This window comes from Ideonella sp. P3_A4 (assembly GCF_056403075.1).
The window spans coordinates 39,215-55,404 of record NZ_JBFUGE010000007.1; the positions used below are offsets into that span (position 1 = coordinate 39,215).

Consider the following 16,190-nt stretch of genomic DNA (forward strand, 5'->3'; position numbering starts at 1 on the left):
GGGGTCTTCAAGCGACAATCTGCCATGCCCCGAATCTTCTGCATTGCCAACCAAAAGGGCGGCGTCGGCAAGACGACGACCTGTGTCAATCTGGCCGCCGGCCTGGCGCGGGTCGGCCAGCGGGTGCTGCTGGTCGACCTCGATCCGCAGGGCAATGCGACCATGGGTTCGGGCGTCGACAAGCGCACGCTCGAATCGAGCGTCTACGACGTGCTGCTGGAAAGCGCCAGCGTCGCCGAAGCGCGGATCCGGTCGGAGCAGGGCGGCTACGACGTGCTCGGTGCGAACCGTGAACTGGCCGGCGCCGAGATCGAGCTGGTCGCGCTGGAGCACCGCAACGAGCGACTACGCCGGGCCTTGAAAGCGGCCGAGGTCGACTACGACTTCGTGCTGATCGACTGCCCGCCCAGCTTGAGCCTGCTGACGTTGAATGGCCTGTGCAGCGCGCATGGGGTGATCGTGCCGATGCAGTGCGAGTACTTCGCGCTCGAGGGCCTGACCGACCTGGTCAACACCATCAAGCAGGTGCATGCCAACCTGAACCGCGACCTGCAGCTGATCGGGCTGCTGCGCGTGATGTTTGACCCCCGCATCACCTTGCAGACCCAGGTCAGCGACCAGCTGAAGGCGCACTTCGGCGACAAGGTGTTCAACACCGTGATCCCGCGCAATGTGCGCCTGGCCGAAGCGCCCAGCTACGGCCTGCCCGGCGTCGTTTTCGACCCGGCAGCCAAGGGGGCGCAGGCCTTCATCGACTTCGCGCGCGAGATGGTCGCGCGGGTCGGCAGCAGCGCTGCGACCGCCACGCCGGTCTGACTTCAGCGGGCAGGGCCCAGACCGCCTGGGCCTCCCTAAGTTTGCTGAAATTTGCCTGTGGGCACTTCGGCAACAATTTGCCCGGTCCATCCGGGCCAGAACCCTAAAACTCACAGGGATCACTTCTTTGAAATCGACCTCGACCGAGCCCCTTTCCGAAACATCGAACCAGGGTGCCACCACCGGCACCCGCTCGACCCACCGCCTGGCCACGCTGTTCGCAATCGCCGCGTTGACGGCGACGCTGGGCGGCTGCGGCGGTGGTGGCGGCGATGGTGGCACCACGCCGTTTCCACCCCCGCCGCCTCCGCCCCCGCCCGCTGCCGATGATTCGGCGCAGGTCTGCGCACCGACCAACCCGTACCGCGGCGATGCGCTGGATCCGACGAAGGTGGGCACGCTGGCCAATGAAAAGGCCTGGCTGCACAGCTACATGAGCGACGCCTACCTCTGGACCAGCGAGATGCCCAGCGTCGACGCCGGCAATGCGTTGTTCAGCAACACTTCGGACGTCTACGGCTCGCTCGACCACTACTTCAAGGCTCTGAAGACGCCGAACCACACGGCCTCGGGCAAGCTGCGCGACGAGTTCAGCTTCACCTACCCGACCAAGGCCTGGAACGACCTGATCAACTCGGGTTCGACCTCCGGCTACGGGATCGAGTGGCACGCCGACTCCTGGAACAGCACGCCGCGTGGCATCCGGATCGCCTACGTCGAGCCCGGTTCACCCGCCAGCACGGCTGGCCTGCTGCGCGGCGACCTGCTGGTCAGCGCCGATGGGGCCAGCGCGGACAGCATGACCCAGTCGGGCATCGACACGCTGAACGCCGCGCTCTTCCCGAGCGACAACGGCCAAACCCACAGCTTCACCGTCAGCCGCACCGGCAGTGGCACGCTCAGCAAGAGCGTGACCAGTGCGACGATCACCAAGCAGCCAGTGCCGACCACGATGGTGATCGACAACGCCGGCAGCAAGGTCGGCTACGTCGTCTTCAACGACCACATCGCCAGCTCCGAGCAGAAACTGATCGACGCGGTCAACACGCTGAAGGCGGCGGCCGTCACCGACCTGGTGCTGGACCTGCGCTACAACGGCGGCGGTTACCTCTACCTGGCCAGCGAATTGGCCTACATGATCGCTGGCAGCAGCCGCACCAACGGCAAAGTGTTCGAGCAGCTGCAGTACAACAGCAAGCGTAGCGACGAGACCAACAGCGACGACGCCAAGACGCCGTTCTTCAGCTCGTCATGCATCCTCGATGCGAACTTCAACTGCTCGAACCAGCAGCCGCTGCCGACGCTGAACCTGTCGCGCGTCACGGTCATCACGACCAACGGGACCTGCTCGGCCAGCGAAGCCATCATCAACGGGCTGCGCGGTGTCGACGTCGACGTCCGTGTGATCGGCGGCACGACCTGCGGCAAGCCCTATGGCTTCACCGCCAAGGACAACTGCGGCATCTCGTACTTCCCGATCGAGTTCAAGGGCATCAACGCCAAGGGCTATGGCGACTACGCCGACGGCTTCACCGCGACCTGCCCGGCCAGCGACGACTACGACCACGCCATGGGTGACACCGACGAAGGCATGCTGAACGCGGCGCTGTACAACCTGCAGCACAACGCTTGCAGCTTGGCTGCTGCGCAAACCGCGCGCCGCTCGGCCCTGGGGCTGAGCCCGCACGCCCAGCCGCGCCTGTTGCGTGGCCCGGAGCGTGAAAGCCGGATCGTGATCCCGCGCCGCTGAAGGCGCAACGACTTGGCGGGGGCAGGCAGCTGCCGCCGCCGTCACCCCCGGGGGCTCGGTCTTACAAACCGAGCCCTTCGTCTTTGCCGAGGTGCACGTTCATCGCCTGCACCGCCGCTCCGCTGGCACCCTTGCCGAGGTTGTCCAGCCGGGCGATCAGGATGGCCTGGCGCTCATGGGCGAAAACGAAGATGTCGACCAGGTTGGTGCCGTTGCAAGCTTGGACGTCGAAGAAGCCGTTCTCCAGCGTCGTCGGGTCCGACAGCGGCCTCACCCGAATGAAGCGCTCGTGCGAATAGTGGGCCGACAGCGCGTCGTGCAGTTGGGCGCCCGTCGCCATGCCTGGTAACTGCGATAGATGCAAGGGCACACTCACCGCCAGACCCTTGTAGAAAGGGCCAACGATCGGCATGAATACCGGCGTGGTGTGCAGCCCGGTGTGGGCCTTCATCTCGGGCAAATGCTTGTGTTGCAGGCCCAGGCCATAGGGCCGCGGCGCTTCGAGCGTGCGGTCGCCACCGGCTTCGTACTGCTCGATCATCTTCTTGCCGCCGCCGGAGTAACCGGTGATGGAGGTCGCGCTGACCAGGGTGTCGGCCGGTACCAGCCCGGCGTCGACCAGCGGCCGCAGCAACAGGATGAACGCGGTCGAATGGCAGCCTGGGTTCGAGATGCGCTTGGACTGACGGATCAGGTCGCGCTGATCAGGAGCCAGTTCCGGCAGCCCGAAAGTCCAGCCCGGGGCCGTGCGGTGCGCGGTGCTGGCGTCGATCAGACAGGTGCGCGGGTTGCTGACCATCGCCGCTGCTTCGCGCGACGCAGCATCGGGCAGGCACAGGAAGGCGACGTCGGCCGCGTTCAACAGGCGCTCCCGCTCGGCCGCATCCTTGCGCTTGTCTGGATCAATCTTCAGCACCTCGATGTCACCACGCATCGCGAGGTACTCGTGGATGCGCAAACCGGTGGTGCCTTCCTGGCCGTCGACGAACACGCGGGTGGTCATGGCAGTCCTTGTTGTGTTGAGTACGGTCGGCCGCCGACGCCGGCGGCCCCAAAATCAGGGGAATCCCTGAAGCATACGGCAAGCCCCCGGGCTGCGACGCATGAACCCGAACCTCCACGATGTACGAGTGCTGCTGCTGCCCGGCTGGCTCGATTCCGGCCCCGGCCACTGGCAGACGCTGTGGGAAGAACAGTACGGCGACACCCGCGTGCAGCAAGCCGACTGGCAATGGCCACGCCGCGGCGACTGGATGGCGCGGTTGGAAGAGGTGCTGCTGGAAGACGACCGGCCCACGCTGCTGGCGGCGCACAGTCTGGGCTGCCACTTGGTGGCGGCGTGGGCGGCGCATTCGAAGCACACGGCCTGTGTGCGCGGCGCTTTACTGGTGGCACCGCCCGATCTCGACCAAGCCGATATGCCCGTTCAATTACATAACTGGCGGCCCGTGGTACGCCAGCGGTTGCCGTTTCCGGCGCGGGTGATCTACAGCAAGGACGATCCGTTCAGCGAGGCGGATGCGGCTGCGGCGATTGCGCTGGAGTGGGGCGGCCTATCTCTGTCCGTTGGCAACCGCGGGCATGTCAACGGCGATTCGGGGCTTGGTGCGTGGAACGAGGGCCGCCGACTGTTGACCGAACTGCTCGCGCCGAGCACCCGCCCCGCCCGCTAGCAATCCAACAGGCAGGGGGCGCCGAGCGTCAGTTCGCCGGGACCGATGCTGTGGTTTCGGCCGCCGACGCAGAAGGTGCCGGTTGGTCAGCCGGGCCCTGCTTTTCTGGCGCGGCGCCGCCGGCCGGTGAGATGACGGCAGAAAGGCGGCTGGACTTTTCCAGCCAATTGCCGATGTCGCTACCGATCGTTGTCGCGATCTTTTCCATCATCGGGCACGTGCCCGAGACCATGCCCATCAAGCTCTTGGTGGCCCGGCGGAAGTCACGTCGCGCTACCACACCGGCCGGCGAAACCACCTCGGCCCGGATCGTCATCGATTTGGCGCCACTCCAGCCGCCGCCGCCCAGTCCGAACATGTCCATCACCGACAGACGCAGGGCGCGTTGCTCTCCCGTCAACGGCGGCAATGTGGCGGCGGAACTGACCTTGGGGTAGTTGCGCTTGAGCTCTTCGATGACACGTTCACCGGTCATCTGACCGATCGCGCATTCCTTGGCGAGGTTCGAGGAAGCGATGAAAGACGCCAGTTCAACAGGCACCGTGACCGCGACCAGATCGACTGGGGATTCTGCAGCGTGCGTCGCGGACACGCAGGAAGCGAGGAGTGCAGGCGCCATGGCCCGGGCGAGGACGGCAGTCCAGTTCGTCGTCATGGTGTTGGTTCCCTCCGGAGATTCGACGATTGTCGGTCAGGTGCGGGCGCCACCGTCGGCGGCCAAATCGTCCACCGCCCACCAGCTCTCGCCGGCGGCTCGGGGATCGGGTGGAACAAACGACTTCAGTGCGACGGCTGACGCGTGACATGCCAGTACGTCTTCAGCCGAAGTCCTGCACCACGCGACCCACTCATCGGCAGGTTGGGCCGAGCGGATGCAAAGCTGCTGAAGTCGGCCCGGCGTCACGCCTTCGCCGCGGGCTTTCAGCCAAGCTTCCTTGATGACCCAAAGACGATGAAACCAGGTGACGCGTTCGCCTTGGGCCGTGCTGTTCCATTCGACGAGTTCAGCGGGCGAACCTATGCCTTGCATCAGCCCCTCGAGGTCCCGAGCCCGCCGTGGCGGCAGGGCCTCGATGTCGACGCCCACGGCATGGTCGCCTACTACACAAGCCACGCGATCGCCGCTGTGGCTGATCGACAGGTGAGGTGGGCCGCCGGGCAAGGATCCTGCGTTCGCCAGGCGGACCATGGGCGGTTCATCGGCCGAGCCGGAGATCGACCAGTCCCCGGGTCCAGTGCCAGGAAGCCAGCGGCACAACAAGGCCCGTGCCATCCACCGGCCGGCTACGAACTGGTTGCGCCGAGACTCCGCGTTCACCGCCGTGAGTCGAGCCTGTTCGGTCTCGCTCATCCAGTGGGCCGGAGGCGCTTGCTGCCGGCTCTGCCAATCAGAGACTGAACCAGTGCCCAGCAGGATGCGCGCACCGGGCCGGTTCATCGACGACCGCTCGCAGATTGCGTTACTTGCCTTGCGCCGGCGCGACGAGTTGCTCGGTCGCTCCCGTCGGGCCGCCTTCGGCCTTCGCGTAGTTTCGGATGATGTAGGCGCTGGCCATGTCGGCGGTGCGGGTGATCATCATGTTGTCGGCCACACCAAAGGCGAAGCCAGACCCGGCGCTGGCCCGTTGATAGAACTCGGCGTTGTCGATTTGTTTGCCCGTGGTCGCATCGGTTGCCTTGACCGTCATCCGGATGGTCGAGCTGCCCGCGAACGGACCGACCATGACGCGCGCCCCCACGCCGATGAAGCGAACCTCTTCGATGACCGGCTCGATGACCAGCTTGCGCCCGTTGTCTGGCCGCTTGTTCCACTCGGACAGCGAAGGTGCAAGACCCTTGTCCAGGTTCTCCTGCAGCTTGACGAGCACCTTCTGGTTCTCGCTGTTGCCGGCATAGGTGGGCGCCAGTACCGCGGGCTTGATCTCGATGCGGCCGAAGTTTGAATACGCTTCGCTGGGCGGGGCGTTGTCGGTACGCGTGGCCTTGATCTTGGACGCACATCCAGCCATGGCAATCGCCGTCATGGCCAAGCAAGCGGCAATGCCGCGGCGGGTGATAGGCATATCAGTTCTTGATCTTTGAGTGGGTGCCGCGCAGCTCAGGGAGCGACTTTGACGAACGTGCCCTTCAACGCGACGCCGATCACGAATGCGCCGGCATGACACTCGTATTCGGTCTGACTGCTGAACGGGTCTCTCTTGTAGTTGCTGGCGATGTTGATCACGGCGTTGGCGCCCAGGTGCTTGGCTCGCTCCTGCAAAGCGACGAGCGCCGAATACGCTGCCCACTTGCAGCCGAACTCGTCGTCCTTGCCAAAGCCATTCGTCTTCTTGTTGGAACTGTCTTCGCCGAGCTTCGACAGCACCTTGGGCGTGGCTTGGTCACCAAAATACAGCTTGATGGAATCATCCAGCTTGGTCTTGATGTTCGGGTCACTCAGCGTCAACACGTCGGCGAACTTCAGTTTGTATTCGGTATCGCGCGCAGCGGCGTTGCCGACGACGAGTACACAGGCCAGCAGGGCCAGGGCGGGTTTCATGTTCATCGAGACCTCCGCGAGAGTGTTGTGGGTGGGTGAGGAATTCAAGCTGGGATCAGCCCGGCCAGCGCATGAAGCTCAGCGAGCTGTAGATCCCGCCGAACGCGAAATTATTGCTTATCACCATGCCCCGACGCATGCGAATCGTGTCAATCCCCCTAGGGTGTGAGAAGAGAGGGCACTTCGGCCAGCAGCGTGTGCCCAAGTTTGTTTTCCCAAGAAAAGCCGTTCATGAGAACAACCACGGCCACTTGCTTCTGCATGTTGATCCCGATGTATGACGTATAACCGCCCATCAGGCCAACTTGGTAAGCAATATCGCCCGTGGGGAAATGCTCGATTGTCCAAGCCAAACCCGCACAACTCGCCGAACTGCATKCATGAGGTGAGAGGGTATGCTTGAGCATTTCCCCCATTTTTTGCCCCGGCCCCTGAGTGTGGGCGCTTGCATAATTGAGGAGATCCTGCGCATTCGAAAACGCCCCCGCAGAACTTCGCAGCGCGTGATCAAACTCCCAGTCCTGGATGGGAGTTCCCCGTCGAACGAACTTTGGCTGGTCTCCAGCATGCCCCTGAGCCCGTTGAATACCTGCCGGTAGGCGATAGGCTTCAAACTTCGTTGCGGTCAACCCCAAAGGAGCAAAGAGACGACGTTCAATGAGCGCATCGACGTTTTGACCCGTTCGAGACTCGATGGCCAATCCAATCAAGGCATAGCCGATATTTGAGTATTGAACCTGACCCCGTTGGTGGATACTCGGATCTTGCAGATAGGAAAATATCGCCGCCTGGTCAAGATCTCTGTAAATATTCTTGCCCGTGAACAAGAAGCTTGCAAATCGCGACAACTGCGGGATATCAAATATTTGCCGCGGCAGACCGGACGTGTGCGTCGCCAGTTCGAGAAGCGTGATGTTCTTGGCCTGGAAGCTGATATCCGGGTGGGATGGGAAAAGGTCTGCCAGCGTGTCGTCCCACGAGAACACACCCTCTTCAACAAGCATCTCCAACAGTGCCGACAAGAAGCCCTTGCTCAGAGAGCCAACTTGAAAGATCGAGTCTTTGGTCAGTGGCTCGGATGAGCCCGACACGGCTATGCCATAGGAATAGAACTGCTGCTCGCCGGTTGGCAAGGAGACGCCGACGACCACACCCGGGACCGAGCCACGGTCAACCATCGCGGCTGCCAGCCCATCAACTCGTTGTTGAACGTCATGCCAAGTCTGCGGGGCCTGCCAATTGTCGGACTGCGCAGCCAGCGGCATGGACGTCAGCGAAGAACACGCACTGAGCAGAACACCGCATGCGACTAGCGCCATGCGGCGAATACAACACTGCCAGCTCATTACACGCAATTCCTCGAATCTTGTCCCGGCCAGCGCCTGAAAATCAGCGAGGTGTTGATGCCACCGAACGCGAAGTTGTTGCTCATCACGATGTCGGTCTCGAGCCGGCGCCCTTCGCCGATGATGTAGTCCAGCGGGGCGCAGCGTTCGTCGACACGGGTCAGGTTGACGGTCGGCGCGAACCAGTTCTCGCGCATCATCTCGACGGTCATCCACGCTTCCAGCGCGCCGCAGGCGCCCAGCGTGTGGCCCATGTAGCTCTTGAGCGAACTGATCGGCACGCGCTCGCCGAAGACGGCCCGCGTCGCAGCGGATTCGGCGATGTCGCCTTGGTCGGTGGCGGTGCCATGGGCGTTGACGTAGCCGATCGCTTCGGGCGGCAAGCCGGCATCTTCGAGTGCCAGGCGCATGGCCTGTGCCATCGTCTCGGGATGCGGGTGGGTGACGTGCTGGCCGTCACTGTTTGTGCCGAAGCCGACGATCTCGGCGTGGATATGCGCACCGCGGGCYTTCGCATGCTCAAGCTCTTCCAGCACCAGCGTGCCGGCGCCTTCGCCGAGGACCAAGCCGTCGCGCGAGGCGTCGAAGGGGCGCGGCGTGGTGTCGGGCTGGTCGTTGCGCACGCTGGTCGCGAACAAGGTGTCGAAGACAGCGGCTTCGGTCGCATCGAGCTCTTCCGAACCCCCAGCCAGCATGGCCAGTTGCTTGCCGGCGCGGATGGCCTCGTAGGCATACCCGATGCCTTGTGAACCCGAGGTGCAGGCACTGCTGGTCGTGACGATGCGGCCAGTGATGCCGAAGAACACACCCATGTTGACTGGCGCGGTGTGGGCCATCATCTTGATGTAGGTGCTGGCGGTGATGCCCTCGGTGGTCTTCTCCATGATCATGCGGCCGAAGTCCCCGATCGACTTCGGCGTACCGGCCGACGACCCATACGAGATGCCCATGCGCCCGCTGGTCAGCAGCGGGTCACCCAGCAGCCCCGCGTCGGCCAGGGCCAGTTCGCTGGCTCGGGTGGCCATCACCGCCACGCGGCCCATGCTGCGGGTGGACTTGCGGTTGTAGTTCGCAGGCAGCACGAACGGCGCCGCGGGCGCGCCCAGGCGGGTGTTCAGGCCCTCGTAGTCGTCCCATTCGACGATATGCTGGATCGCATTGCGCTTGGAGCGCAGGCGGTCGTACACAGTGGCCCAGTCATGGCCGATCGGGCTGAGCGCTCCGAAGCCGGTGATGACGACGCGGTTCATCAAACCATCCCTCCATTGACCGAGATCACCTGGCGCGTGATGTAGCCGGCGTCGGGCGACATCAGGAACGCGACCAGGGCGGCCACTTCTTCTGGCCGGCCCATTCGGCGGGCCGGGATCATTTTCATGGCTTCGTCCACCACCTCCGGCGGCACCATCTCGGTTTCGATCAAACCGGGAGCGACACAGTTGACGGTGATCTCGCGCTTGGCCAGTTCAATGGCCAATGCCTTGGTGGCGCCGATGATGCCGGCTTTGGCGGCACTGTAGTTGGCTTGGCCGCGGTTGCCCACCAGGCCCGACACCGAAGCCAGCGTGACGATGCGGCCGGGACGGCGGCGCCTGACCATGGGCATCACCACCGGTTGCAACACGTTGTAGAAAGCGTCGAGATTGGTGTGGATCACGCTGTCCCACTCCTCACCGGTCATGGCCGGGAAGGCATTGTCGCGCGCGATGCCGGCGTTGCAGACGACACCGTGGTAGGCGCCGTGGGCTTCCATGTCCGCTTCCAACGCGGCGGCCGCTGCGGGGCGGTCGGCCACATCGAACATCAGCACGCGAGCCTGACGGCCTTGTGCGCGGATCTCGGCGGCTGCCGCTTCGGCTTCTGCAGTGCCGCGCCGGCCGTGCACGACGATGTCGAAGCCGTCACGCGCCAGGCGCAGCGCGATCGCGCGGCCGATGCCGCGGGTAGAACCCGTCACGAGAACGGTCTGATGGTCGATGTTGGCCATTTTCTTGTCCCCTCCGGTGCGCCGCTTCAGCTGCTGCGCTTGAGGTTCAGACGAACCGAATCCAGCAGGTCGTACACCCAGTCCTCGTAGAAGGGATGAATGAACGCCTGCGGTTGCACTTTGGAGAAGGGCAGATCGGGACGGCGCGCAAACAGGGCGCGTTGATGGACGACCGCCTGCTCGGCCAGCGAGACGCCGTTTCGATGCGAATTCATCATGTAGTTCAACGGCAACTCGGTGGCGTATTCCATGCCCTCGCTGCGCTTGTAGCTCACGGAGTATTTCTGCGCGTCGTAGCGAATGGTGATCACCACCACATGCTTGTTCAACTTGTTGAACACGGCCTCCAGCTCGCCGTCGGCCACCGGCGTCACCACCCAATGCGTGGCTTGCGCACCTTTGATGAAAGCCTGCTTGACTTGCTCGGCGCTCACCATGGCCGTTGTGCTGGAGCTGACAGGAATGTTTTCCCAATTCATCAGCGGCACCTGCACGCGCTCTGCATTCGCATGCAGCGCCAGCGCGGACAGGACGAGGAAACAAAGGACGCGAAAGGCTTTCATCAGGTCAGGCTTCGTGGGAAGGTGATGTCACAGAAAACGGAGGCACGGGCGGCTCGAAGACAGAAACCATGGCCTGGGCCAACAACTGGTCGGCGGCGCCGCGGATGTGGCAGGCGAATTGTCCCAGCCCGCTTTCGCCGATCAGCTCGCAGCGGGCGTGGATGCGCAGCGTTTGACCGACCGCAAACACCGGTACCTCGGCTTGGTAGCGTCGGCTACCGAGCAGAAAGCCGATCGCCGGTTCGCCACCCGCGCGGCGAGCGCGCGCACCGGCCCAGGCAGCGATGGTCTGGGCCATGTATTCGATGCCGACCCAGGCCGGCACACCCTGGTCTTGGGCGAATTGGCTGCCGGGCGTGATGTCGACCTCGGCCAGTGCCTGTTCGGCGTCGACGGCGACCAGGCGGCTCAACAGGCTCATCGCGCCGCGATGCGGCACGAAGTGCTCGATCGGCAGGAGGGGGTCAATGGAGTGTGCGGCGGCGTCCATGGAACGTTCAATCTCGGGCAAACAGCAGTGTCGCGTTGCTGCCGCCAAATGCGAAGGAATTGCTCAACACGAACCGGGGCAAGCGCGCGGCACGTTCGCCGGGCGCCACAAGGCGCACAGTGGCCAGCGATTCGTCGCGCTCGCCGTCCCACCAGTGCGGCGGCAAGGCGTGCGTCGGGTTGTCGACCAGTGTCAGCCAGGCGAAGGCGGCTTCCAGCGCGCCAGCCGCGGCCAGCGTGTGGCCGGTCAGCGGCTTGGTCGAGCTGACGGGCACATCGAGCCCGAACAGATCGGCGACCGCGCGGCTTTCCATCGCGTCGTTGTGTGGTGTCGCGGTGCCGTGCAGGTTGATGTAGTCGACCACCGCTGGTGCCACGCCGGCGCGCGCCAGCGTCAGTCGCATCGCGTCGGCGGCGCCGCGGCCGGTTGGGTCGGGTGCCGACATGTGGTGCGCATCCGAGGTCTCGCCCCAGCCGGCCAGGCGCACCGGACCGGGCTCACGCGTCAGCAGGAACAGCGCGGCGCCTTCGCCCAGGTTGATGCCTTCGCGGTTCTTCGACAGCGGGTTGCAAGGCTTGGCCGAAACCGACTCGAGCGCCGAGAAGCCATTGACGGTCAGGCCGCACAGCGCATCAGCGCCGCCGCAGACCACGGCGTCGGCCAGCCCGGCGCGCAGCAGCCGCGCACCCGAAGCGAGGGCCTTGGCGCCGGATGAGCAGGCGGTCGAAATGGCGTAGGCCGGTCCGGTCAAACCGAGCGCATGGGCGGCGAACCGCGCCGGGCTGACCATCTCTTGCTGGCCGTAGTCGTAGCCGTCGGGCCAGCCGCCATCGGCCTGATGGCGGCGCGCAGCGGCTTCGCCTTCGAGCACGCCGGCAGTGCTGCTGCCCAGCACGACGGCGATATGGTTCGGGCCGAAGCGTGCGCATGCAGCTTCAACCGCAGCGCGCAGTGCAGGCAGCGTCTGGGCGACCAGCGCGTTGGTGCGGCTGACCAGTGCGCTTGGCAGATCGGCGGCCAACGGTGGCGGCTCGACCGCGACGCGGCCGAGTGGCAGCGCACGGCCAGGCGTGTAGCAGTCGCTGACCGGCAACGCCGCCACTGCGGGAGCGAACAGCCGCGCGCGCACCGCGGTGTCGTCGGCACCGAGCGAACAGCTCAAGCCCATTGCTTGCAGATAGACCGCGGCCGTCATCGCGTCGTCCCGTCCATCGGTGTTGAATCGATGCGCAGCGTGTAGCCCAGCGCCTGGTTCGCCAGTTCGATGTGCAGAGTGCCGGGGTCACGCACGGTCGTGACGACCACGCCATGCTGGCGCAGCACGCGCAGCGGGCCTTCGTCGGCCAGCGTCGTGTCGGCGGGCAGAGCGGCCTGCAGCGCGGCCAGGGGCCACAAGGCGAGCTGCATATCGCTCAGGACACGCTCGGCCGGGATCTCCTTCGGCCAGCCGGCGGCTTGTTCGGCGTGCAACGATTGGCCGTCCCATTCGAGCCGGGCCAGGGTCTGGCCGGTGCCGAGCAGGGCCAACCGAAGGCCTTGCGCATCGGCTTCGAGCAACGCGTCMAGCGGCGGTTGGGCGCGGCCCTGGCTCGTGACCTGCAGCCGCTGTTGCCACGCCAGCGTGCGGCCCAGCGAGGCCGGCGGCAAGCGAAAGCTCACCGCGGCCGGCGGCGGTGGCGCCGACGGCCTGCTCGCGCAGGCGATCAGCATCACGCTGAACAGCGCAGAAGCGACGAGGCGAAAGGGGCGGCGCAACATCTGTCGGTCAAGCTTTCGCGAAGCGCAGCAACGAGTGGCCGTAACCGATGCCGTCGCGCCGGGTCAGCAGGCGCAGACCGGCGGCTTCGGCCAGACGGATGTAGTCGTTGCTTTCGTAGACCTTGCTGTTGCCACTGGCCATCGCAGTGAAGTACGGCGAGGTGTTGATCAGGCAGAAGGTTGCGATGTCGTAGCGCTGGCTGTCCCACAGCGTGTCGAGGATCAGCACCTGGCCTTGCGGCGCCAGCGCCTCGGCCGCGCGCTGCAGGATGCGGCCGATCACCGGTTCGCTGAAGCACGACAGGAACTGGCTCATCCAGACCAGGTCCATGCCGCCAGGCAGCGTCATCGCGGGGTCGAGCATGTCGCGTGCATGGGGCGTGGCGCGCTCGCGAAGGCCGGCTTCGATCAGTGTGGTTTCGGCGACCGCCAGCTGCTGCGGCAGGTCGACCATGTGCAGTTCGATGTCGGCCGATGCCTGCAGCGCCAGCCGGGCGAACTTGCCGGTGTTGGCGCCGATGTCCATCACCCGCTTCGGCGCACTGGCCAGCACGTCCGGCATTACCGCCGGGAACGACGTGTCGGAATACAGGTGGTCGAATTCGAACCAGCTGGTTTTTGCCGGCTCGGGCAGCTCGGCCATGCCCTGGTACAAGGTCGGCCACACGCCCAGCTCCCGCAGACCGATCGGCGCCTGCTGGTCGAGCGAAACGTCCAGGTCGGCCAGGCCGCGGTAGCAGACGTCGTGAATGAAATCGAGGTTGACCTGCGTCAGCCGGTCCGACAGCAGGCAGTAGCCGGTCTTGTCGAGCAGGTAGTGGCCATCGCGTCGCTGCACGACACCAGCCGATAGGCAGGACTCGAGTACGACCTTCAGCGCATAAGCGCTCCAGCGGCCGCCGGCGGCCAATGCATCGACCGAGATGCCTTCGTTGCCGGCCTCGGCCAGCGCCTGCAGCATGCCGCGCTTCCACGCGTAACGCACACACTGGAAAACGACCGGCCCGAAGGCGATGCGCTGCGCGGCGAAGCGTGCTTCGAAAGCTGTCTGGCCGGTCGGCGAAAAGTTCAAGTGGGTCATGCGGAGGGAATCAAAGGGGTCGGTTCGGGGCGACGGGCCATGGGTGCCAACAGGGTGACGACGATCAGGCCGATGCCGAGTGTCAGGCCGAAAGCGCGCAGCGCCGGCGTGGTCGACAGCGCCAGCAAGCCAAAGGACAAAGCCGTGCTGGTGGCGCCCAGCACCACGGCCAGCCAGGCGGCGCCATCGCCGCGATGCTCAAGCAGGAAGACGCCATAGTCGACGCCGACGCCCAGCAGCAGCAGCAGCGCCAGGATATTGAACAGTTGCAGCGGCAGGCCGAGTGCGCCCAACGCAGCCAGCGCCACCAGCGATGCCAGAGCCGCCGGCACCCAGGCGCGCCAAGCCGCGCCACGGTAGCGCCAAGCCAGCGCCGCGAAGACCAGCACATGGCCGGCCAGCAGCAGCCATGACATCGTATGCCGGTAGCGGCCCAGCAGGCCCGAAATGTCAGCCGCCTTGTCGACCCAGCGCACGCCGGGCAAGCCCTCGGCCGCGGCGGCCAGTGTGGGCAGCGCGGAAGCGTCGTTCAAGCCCCGCAACATCACCACGCTGGCCCACTCAGGGTGGCCCGGGGCGCCGATGTCGCCCAGCCACAGGTCGCGCGCGCCGGCAGAGGCGGCGTTGGCGAGCCAGGCGTCCAGTCGCAGCGGTGCTTCGCTGAATGGTGGCCGCACGATCGATTCGCCCAGTTGCGCATTGACACCGGCCAACACGGCGGCTTCGGTGCGCGCGCTGAGTGCTGCATCGGCCTGCTGCCGTGCGACCGAAGGTACCCAGTCCGACAGCGCGCGCCAGCCGGTCAGCATCCCCTTGCCTTGCAGGGCGCGCAGGCGGTCCGTCAAGGCTTCTTCACGTGCCAGCACGGCTTCGGCGTCTGCTGCGGTGACGAGGAAGAACTGGCTCGGGCTCGGGGCGCCCAGCAGCCGGCCGACCTCGCGTTGATCAGCCACCAATGCGGCCGGTGAGGACTGCAGCTGGCGCAGGCTGTCATTGGTTTGCAGCCGCATCAGACCCGCGCCGACCGGCAGCGCGGCCAGCGCGAGCACGATCCAGGCTGCGCGTCGGTTCGTCCAACGCGGCCAGCCCGCGAGGCTATCCGCCACCCGCTGCGCGAACGCGGTGGCTGGCACCGGCCCGCTGCCCAGCCGCGGGAACCAGCACCACACCGTGAGGAAGGCCGCAGTCAGCCCGACGCCCGAGAACAAGGCCATCTGGCGCAACCCCGGAAAGGGCGCCAACGCCAGCACCGCATAACCCAGCACGCTGGTGGCCAGTGCCAAGGCCAGCCCCGGAAGCAACTCGGCCATCAGGGCCGGTGCCGAGGTGCCAGGCTGAGCCTGGCGGCTGGCGAACCAGTGGATGCCGAAGTCCTCGGCCACGCCGACCAGGCTGGCGCCGAAGACCAGCGTGATCAGGTGCACCGAGCCGAAGACCAGCGCGGTGGCCGACAACGCGGCCGCGACCCCGATCACCAGCGAGAGCGCGACCAGCCCCAGCGTGCGCAGGCGCCGGAACGCGGCCCAGACCAGCAGCAGCACGGCCGCCAGCGAGCCCCAGCCGATGGTGTTGACTTCCTGGCTCGCCCGCACCGCCGCTGCTTCGGCATGCAGCGGCACGCCGGCTTTGAGCAGGCGCAGCGTCGGCACGGCCTGGCGAGCGCGCGCTTCGGCGCTGCTCAACGCATCACCGATCGCGGCATTGCCGTCGAGCGCAAAAGCCGGGCGGCCGGTGTCATAGGCAAGCACCACCCAGTCCAGCCCATCGGCGTGCAGCATCAGCTCGCCGGCTTGCGGGCGGGCCAGTGTTTCGCCGCCGCGCTCGGACCACCAGGCGGGCCACAGGCCCAGCGGGTCGGCGGCCCAGTCGGTCAGCCGCACCGCGAGGCCGGGCTGATGCAATGAAGACAGCGCACGGCCGACCAGCGCCTCGGGCGGCGTGGCGGCCAGCTGCTGGCGCTGCGCGGCGGTCAGCAGTCGGTCGCGCCAGGGCCGGTAGAAGTCGATCACCTGCGTGGCGGCGCGCTCGTCGCCAGCCATCGCCTGCCAGCCCAAGGTGGCCGGCAGGCCCTCGCGCCAGGCGGCGGCGGCGCGGCGCGCGTCGGCATCATTCGACGCGCCGAGCATCACGACGACACGCCGGCTGGCTGCATCGGCCAGCTTCTGCGTCGCGCGGGTCACCTCGGGC

At 65.8% G+C, this 16,190-nt stretch carries 17 protein-coding genes; 3 read left to right on the forward strand and 14 right to left on the reverse strand.

Going from position 1 to position 16,190, the window contains the following annotated elements; translation table 11 throughout:
- Positions 1-24: 24 nt before the first annotated feature.
- Positions 25-816, forward strand: coding sequence for a ParA family protein (locus AC1DYI_RS02175; protein WP_477202442.1), 792 nt, complete (start codon positions 25-27; stop codon positions 814-816).
- Positions 817-943: 127 nt separating this feature from the next.
- On the forward strand, positions 944-2,566 hold the full coding sequence (locus AC1DYI_RS02180) for a S41 family peptidase (RefSeq protein ID WP_477202443.1): 1,623 nt from the start codon (positions 944-946) through the stop codon (positions 2,564-2,566).
- A gap of 61 nt (positions 2,567-2,627) precedes the next feature.
- Here AC1DYI_RS02180 and argC read toward each other — a convergent pair whose 3' ends face one another.
- On the reverse strand, positions 2,628-3,569 hold the full coding sequence (gene argC, locus AC1DYI_RS02185; RefSeq protein WP_477202444.1) for an N-acetyl-gamma-glutamyl-phosphate reductase: 942 nt from the start codon (positions 3,567-3,569) through the stop codon (positions 2,628-2,630).
- A gap of 100 nt (positions 3,570-3,669) precedes the next feature.
- Between argC and AC1DYI_RS02190 the strand changes: the two genes are divergently transcribed.
- Positions 3,670-4,239, forward strand: coding sequence for an RBBP9/YdeN family alpha/beta hydrolase (locus AC1DYI_RS02190; RefSeq protein WP_477202445.1), 570 nt, complete (start codon positions 3,670-3,672; stop codon positions 4,237-4,239).
- A gap of 28 nt (positions 4,240-4,267) precedes the next feature.
- Here AC1DYI_RS02190 and AC1DYI_RS02195 read toward each other — a convergent pair whose 3' ends face one another.
- The 13 genes from AC1DYI_RS02195 to AC1DYI_RS02255 all read right to left on the reverse strand — a co-directional run.
- Positions 4,268-4,894, reverse strand: a complete 627-nt coding sequence (locus AC1DYI_RS02195) for a hypothetical protein (RefSeq protein ID WP_477202446.1) — start codon at positions 4,892-4,894, stop codon at positions 4,268-4,270.
- A gap of 36 nt (positions 4,895-4,930) precedes the next feature.
- Positions 4,931-5,428: a 4'-phosphopantetheinyl transferase family protein gene (locus AC1DYI_RS02200; RefSeq protein WP_477202447.1), complete on the reverse strand. Its 498-nt coding sequence runs from the start codon at positions 5,426-5,428 to the stop codon at positions 4,931-4,933.
- A 271-nt stretch (positions 5,429-5,699) separates the two neighbouring features.
- Positions 5,700-6,302, reverse strand: coding sequence for a hypothetical protein (locus AC1DYI_RS02205; RefSeq protein WP_477202448.1), 603 nt, complete (start codon positions 6,300-6,302; stop codon positions 5,700-5,702).
- Positions 6,303-6,337: 35 nt separating this feature from the next.
- On the reverse strand, positions 6,338-6,784 hold the full coding sequence (locus AC1DYI_RS02210; protein ID WP_477202449.1) for an excinuclease ATPase subunit: 447 nt from the start codon (positions 6,782-6,784) through the stop codon (positions 6,338-6,340).
- Positions 6,785-6,936: 152 nt separating this feature from the next.
- Positions 6,937-8,043, reverse strand: coding sequence for a serine hydrolase domain-containing protein (locus tag AC1DYI_RS02215; RefSeq protein WP_477202450.1), 1,107 nt, complete (start codon positions 8,041-8,043; stop codon positions 6,937-6,939).
- Positions 8,044-8,123: 80 nt separating this feature from the next.
- On the reverse strand, positions 8,124-9,374 hold the full coding sequence (locus tag AC1DYI_RS02220; protein ID WP_477202451.1) for a beta-ketoacyl-ACP synthase: 1,251 nt from the start codon (positions 9,372-9,374) through the stop codon (positions 8,124-8,126).
- Positions 9,374-10,102 (reverse strand): 3-ketoacyl-ACP reductase FabG2, encoded by a 729-nt coding sequence (locus AC1DYI_RS02225; protein WP_477202459.1) that lies wholly within the window; start codon positions 10,100-10,102, stop codon positions 9,374-9,376. The genes AC1DYI_RS02220 and AC1DYI_RS02225 overlap by 1 nt, the downstream gene beginning before the upstream one ends.
- A gap of 35 nt (positions 10,103-10,137) precedes the next feature.
- A complete protein-coding gene (locus tag AC1DYI_RS02230) occupies positions 10,138-10,674 on the reverse strand; it encodes a hypothetical protein (protein ID WP_477202452.1) in 537 nt (178 codons plus the stop codon).
- Positions 10,675-10,678: 4 nt separating this feature from the next.
- Positions 10,679-11,164, reverse strand: coding sequence for a hotdog family protein (locus AC1DYI_RS02235; protein WP_477202453.1), 486 nt, complete (start codon positions 11,162-11,164; stop codon positions 10,679-10,681).
- A 7-nt stretch (positions 11,165-11,171) separates the two neighbouring features.
- Positions 11,172-12,359, reverse strand: coding sequence for a beta-ketoacyl-ACP synthase (locus tag AC1DYI_RS02240; RefSeq protein ID WP_477202454.1), 1,188 nt, complete (start codon positions 12,357-12,359; stop codon positions 11,172-11,174).
- On the reverse strand, positions 12,356-12,922 hold the full coding sequence (locus tag AC1DYI_RS02245) for a DUF3261 domain-containing protein (protein WP_477202455.1): 567 nt from the start codon (positions 12,920-12,922) through the stop codon (positions 12,356-12,358). The genes AC1DYI_RS02240 and AC1DYI_RS02245 overlap by 4 nt, the downstream gene beginning before the upstream one ends.
- 7 nt (positions 12,923-12,929) lie before the next feature.
- On the reverse strand, positions 12,930-14,003 hold the full coding sequence (locus tag AC1DYI_RS02250; RefSeq protein ID WP_477202456.1) for a class I SAM-dependent methyltransferase: 1,074 nt from the start codon (positions 14,001-14,003) through the stop codon (positions 12,930-12,932).
- Positions 14,000-16,190, reverse strand: a 2,191-nt coding sequence (locus tag AC1DYI_RS02255) for an MMPL family transporter (protein ID WP_477202457.1), incomplete at its 5' end; no start/stop codon positions are given. The genes AC1DYI_RS02255 and AC1DYI_RS02250, both read right to left, overlap by 4 nt.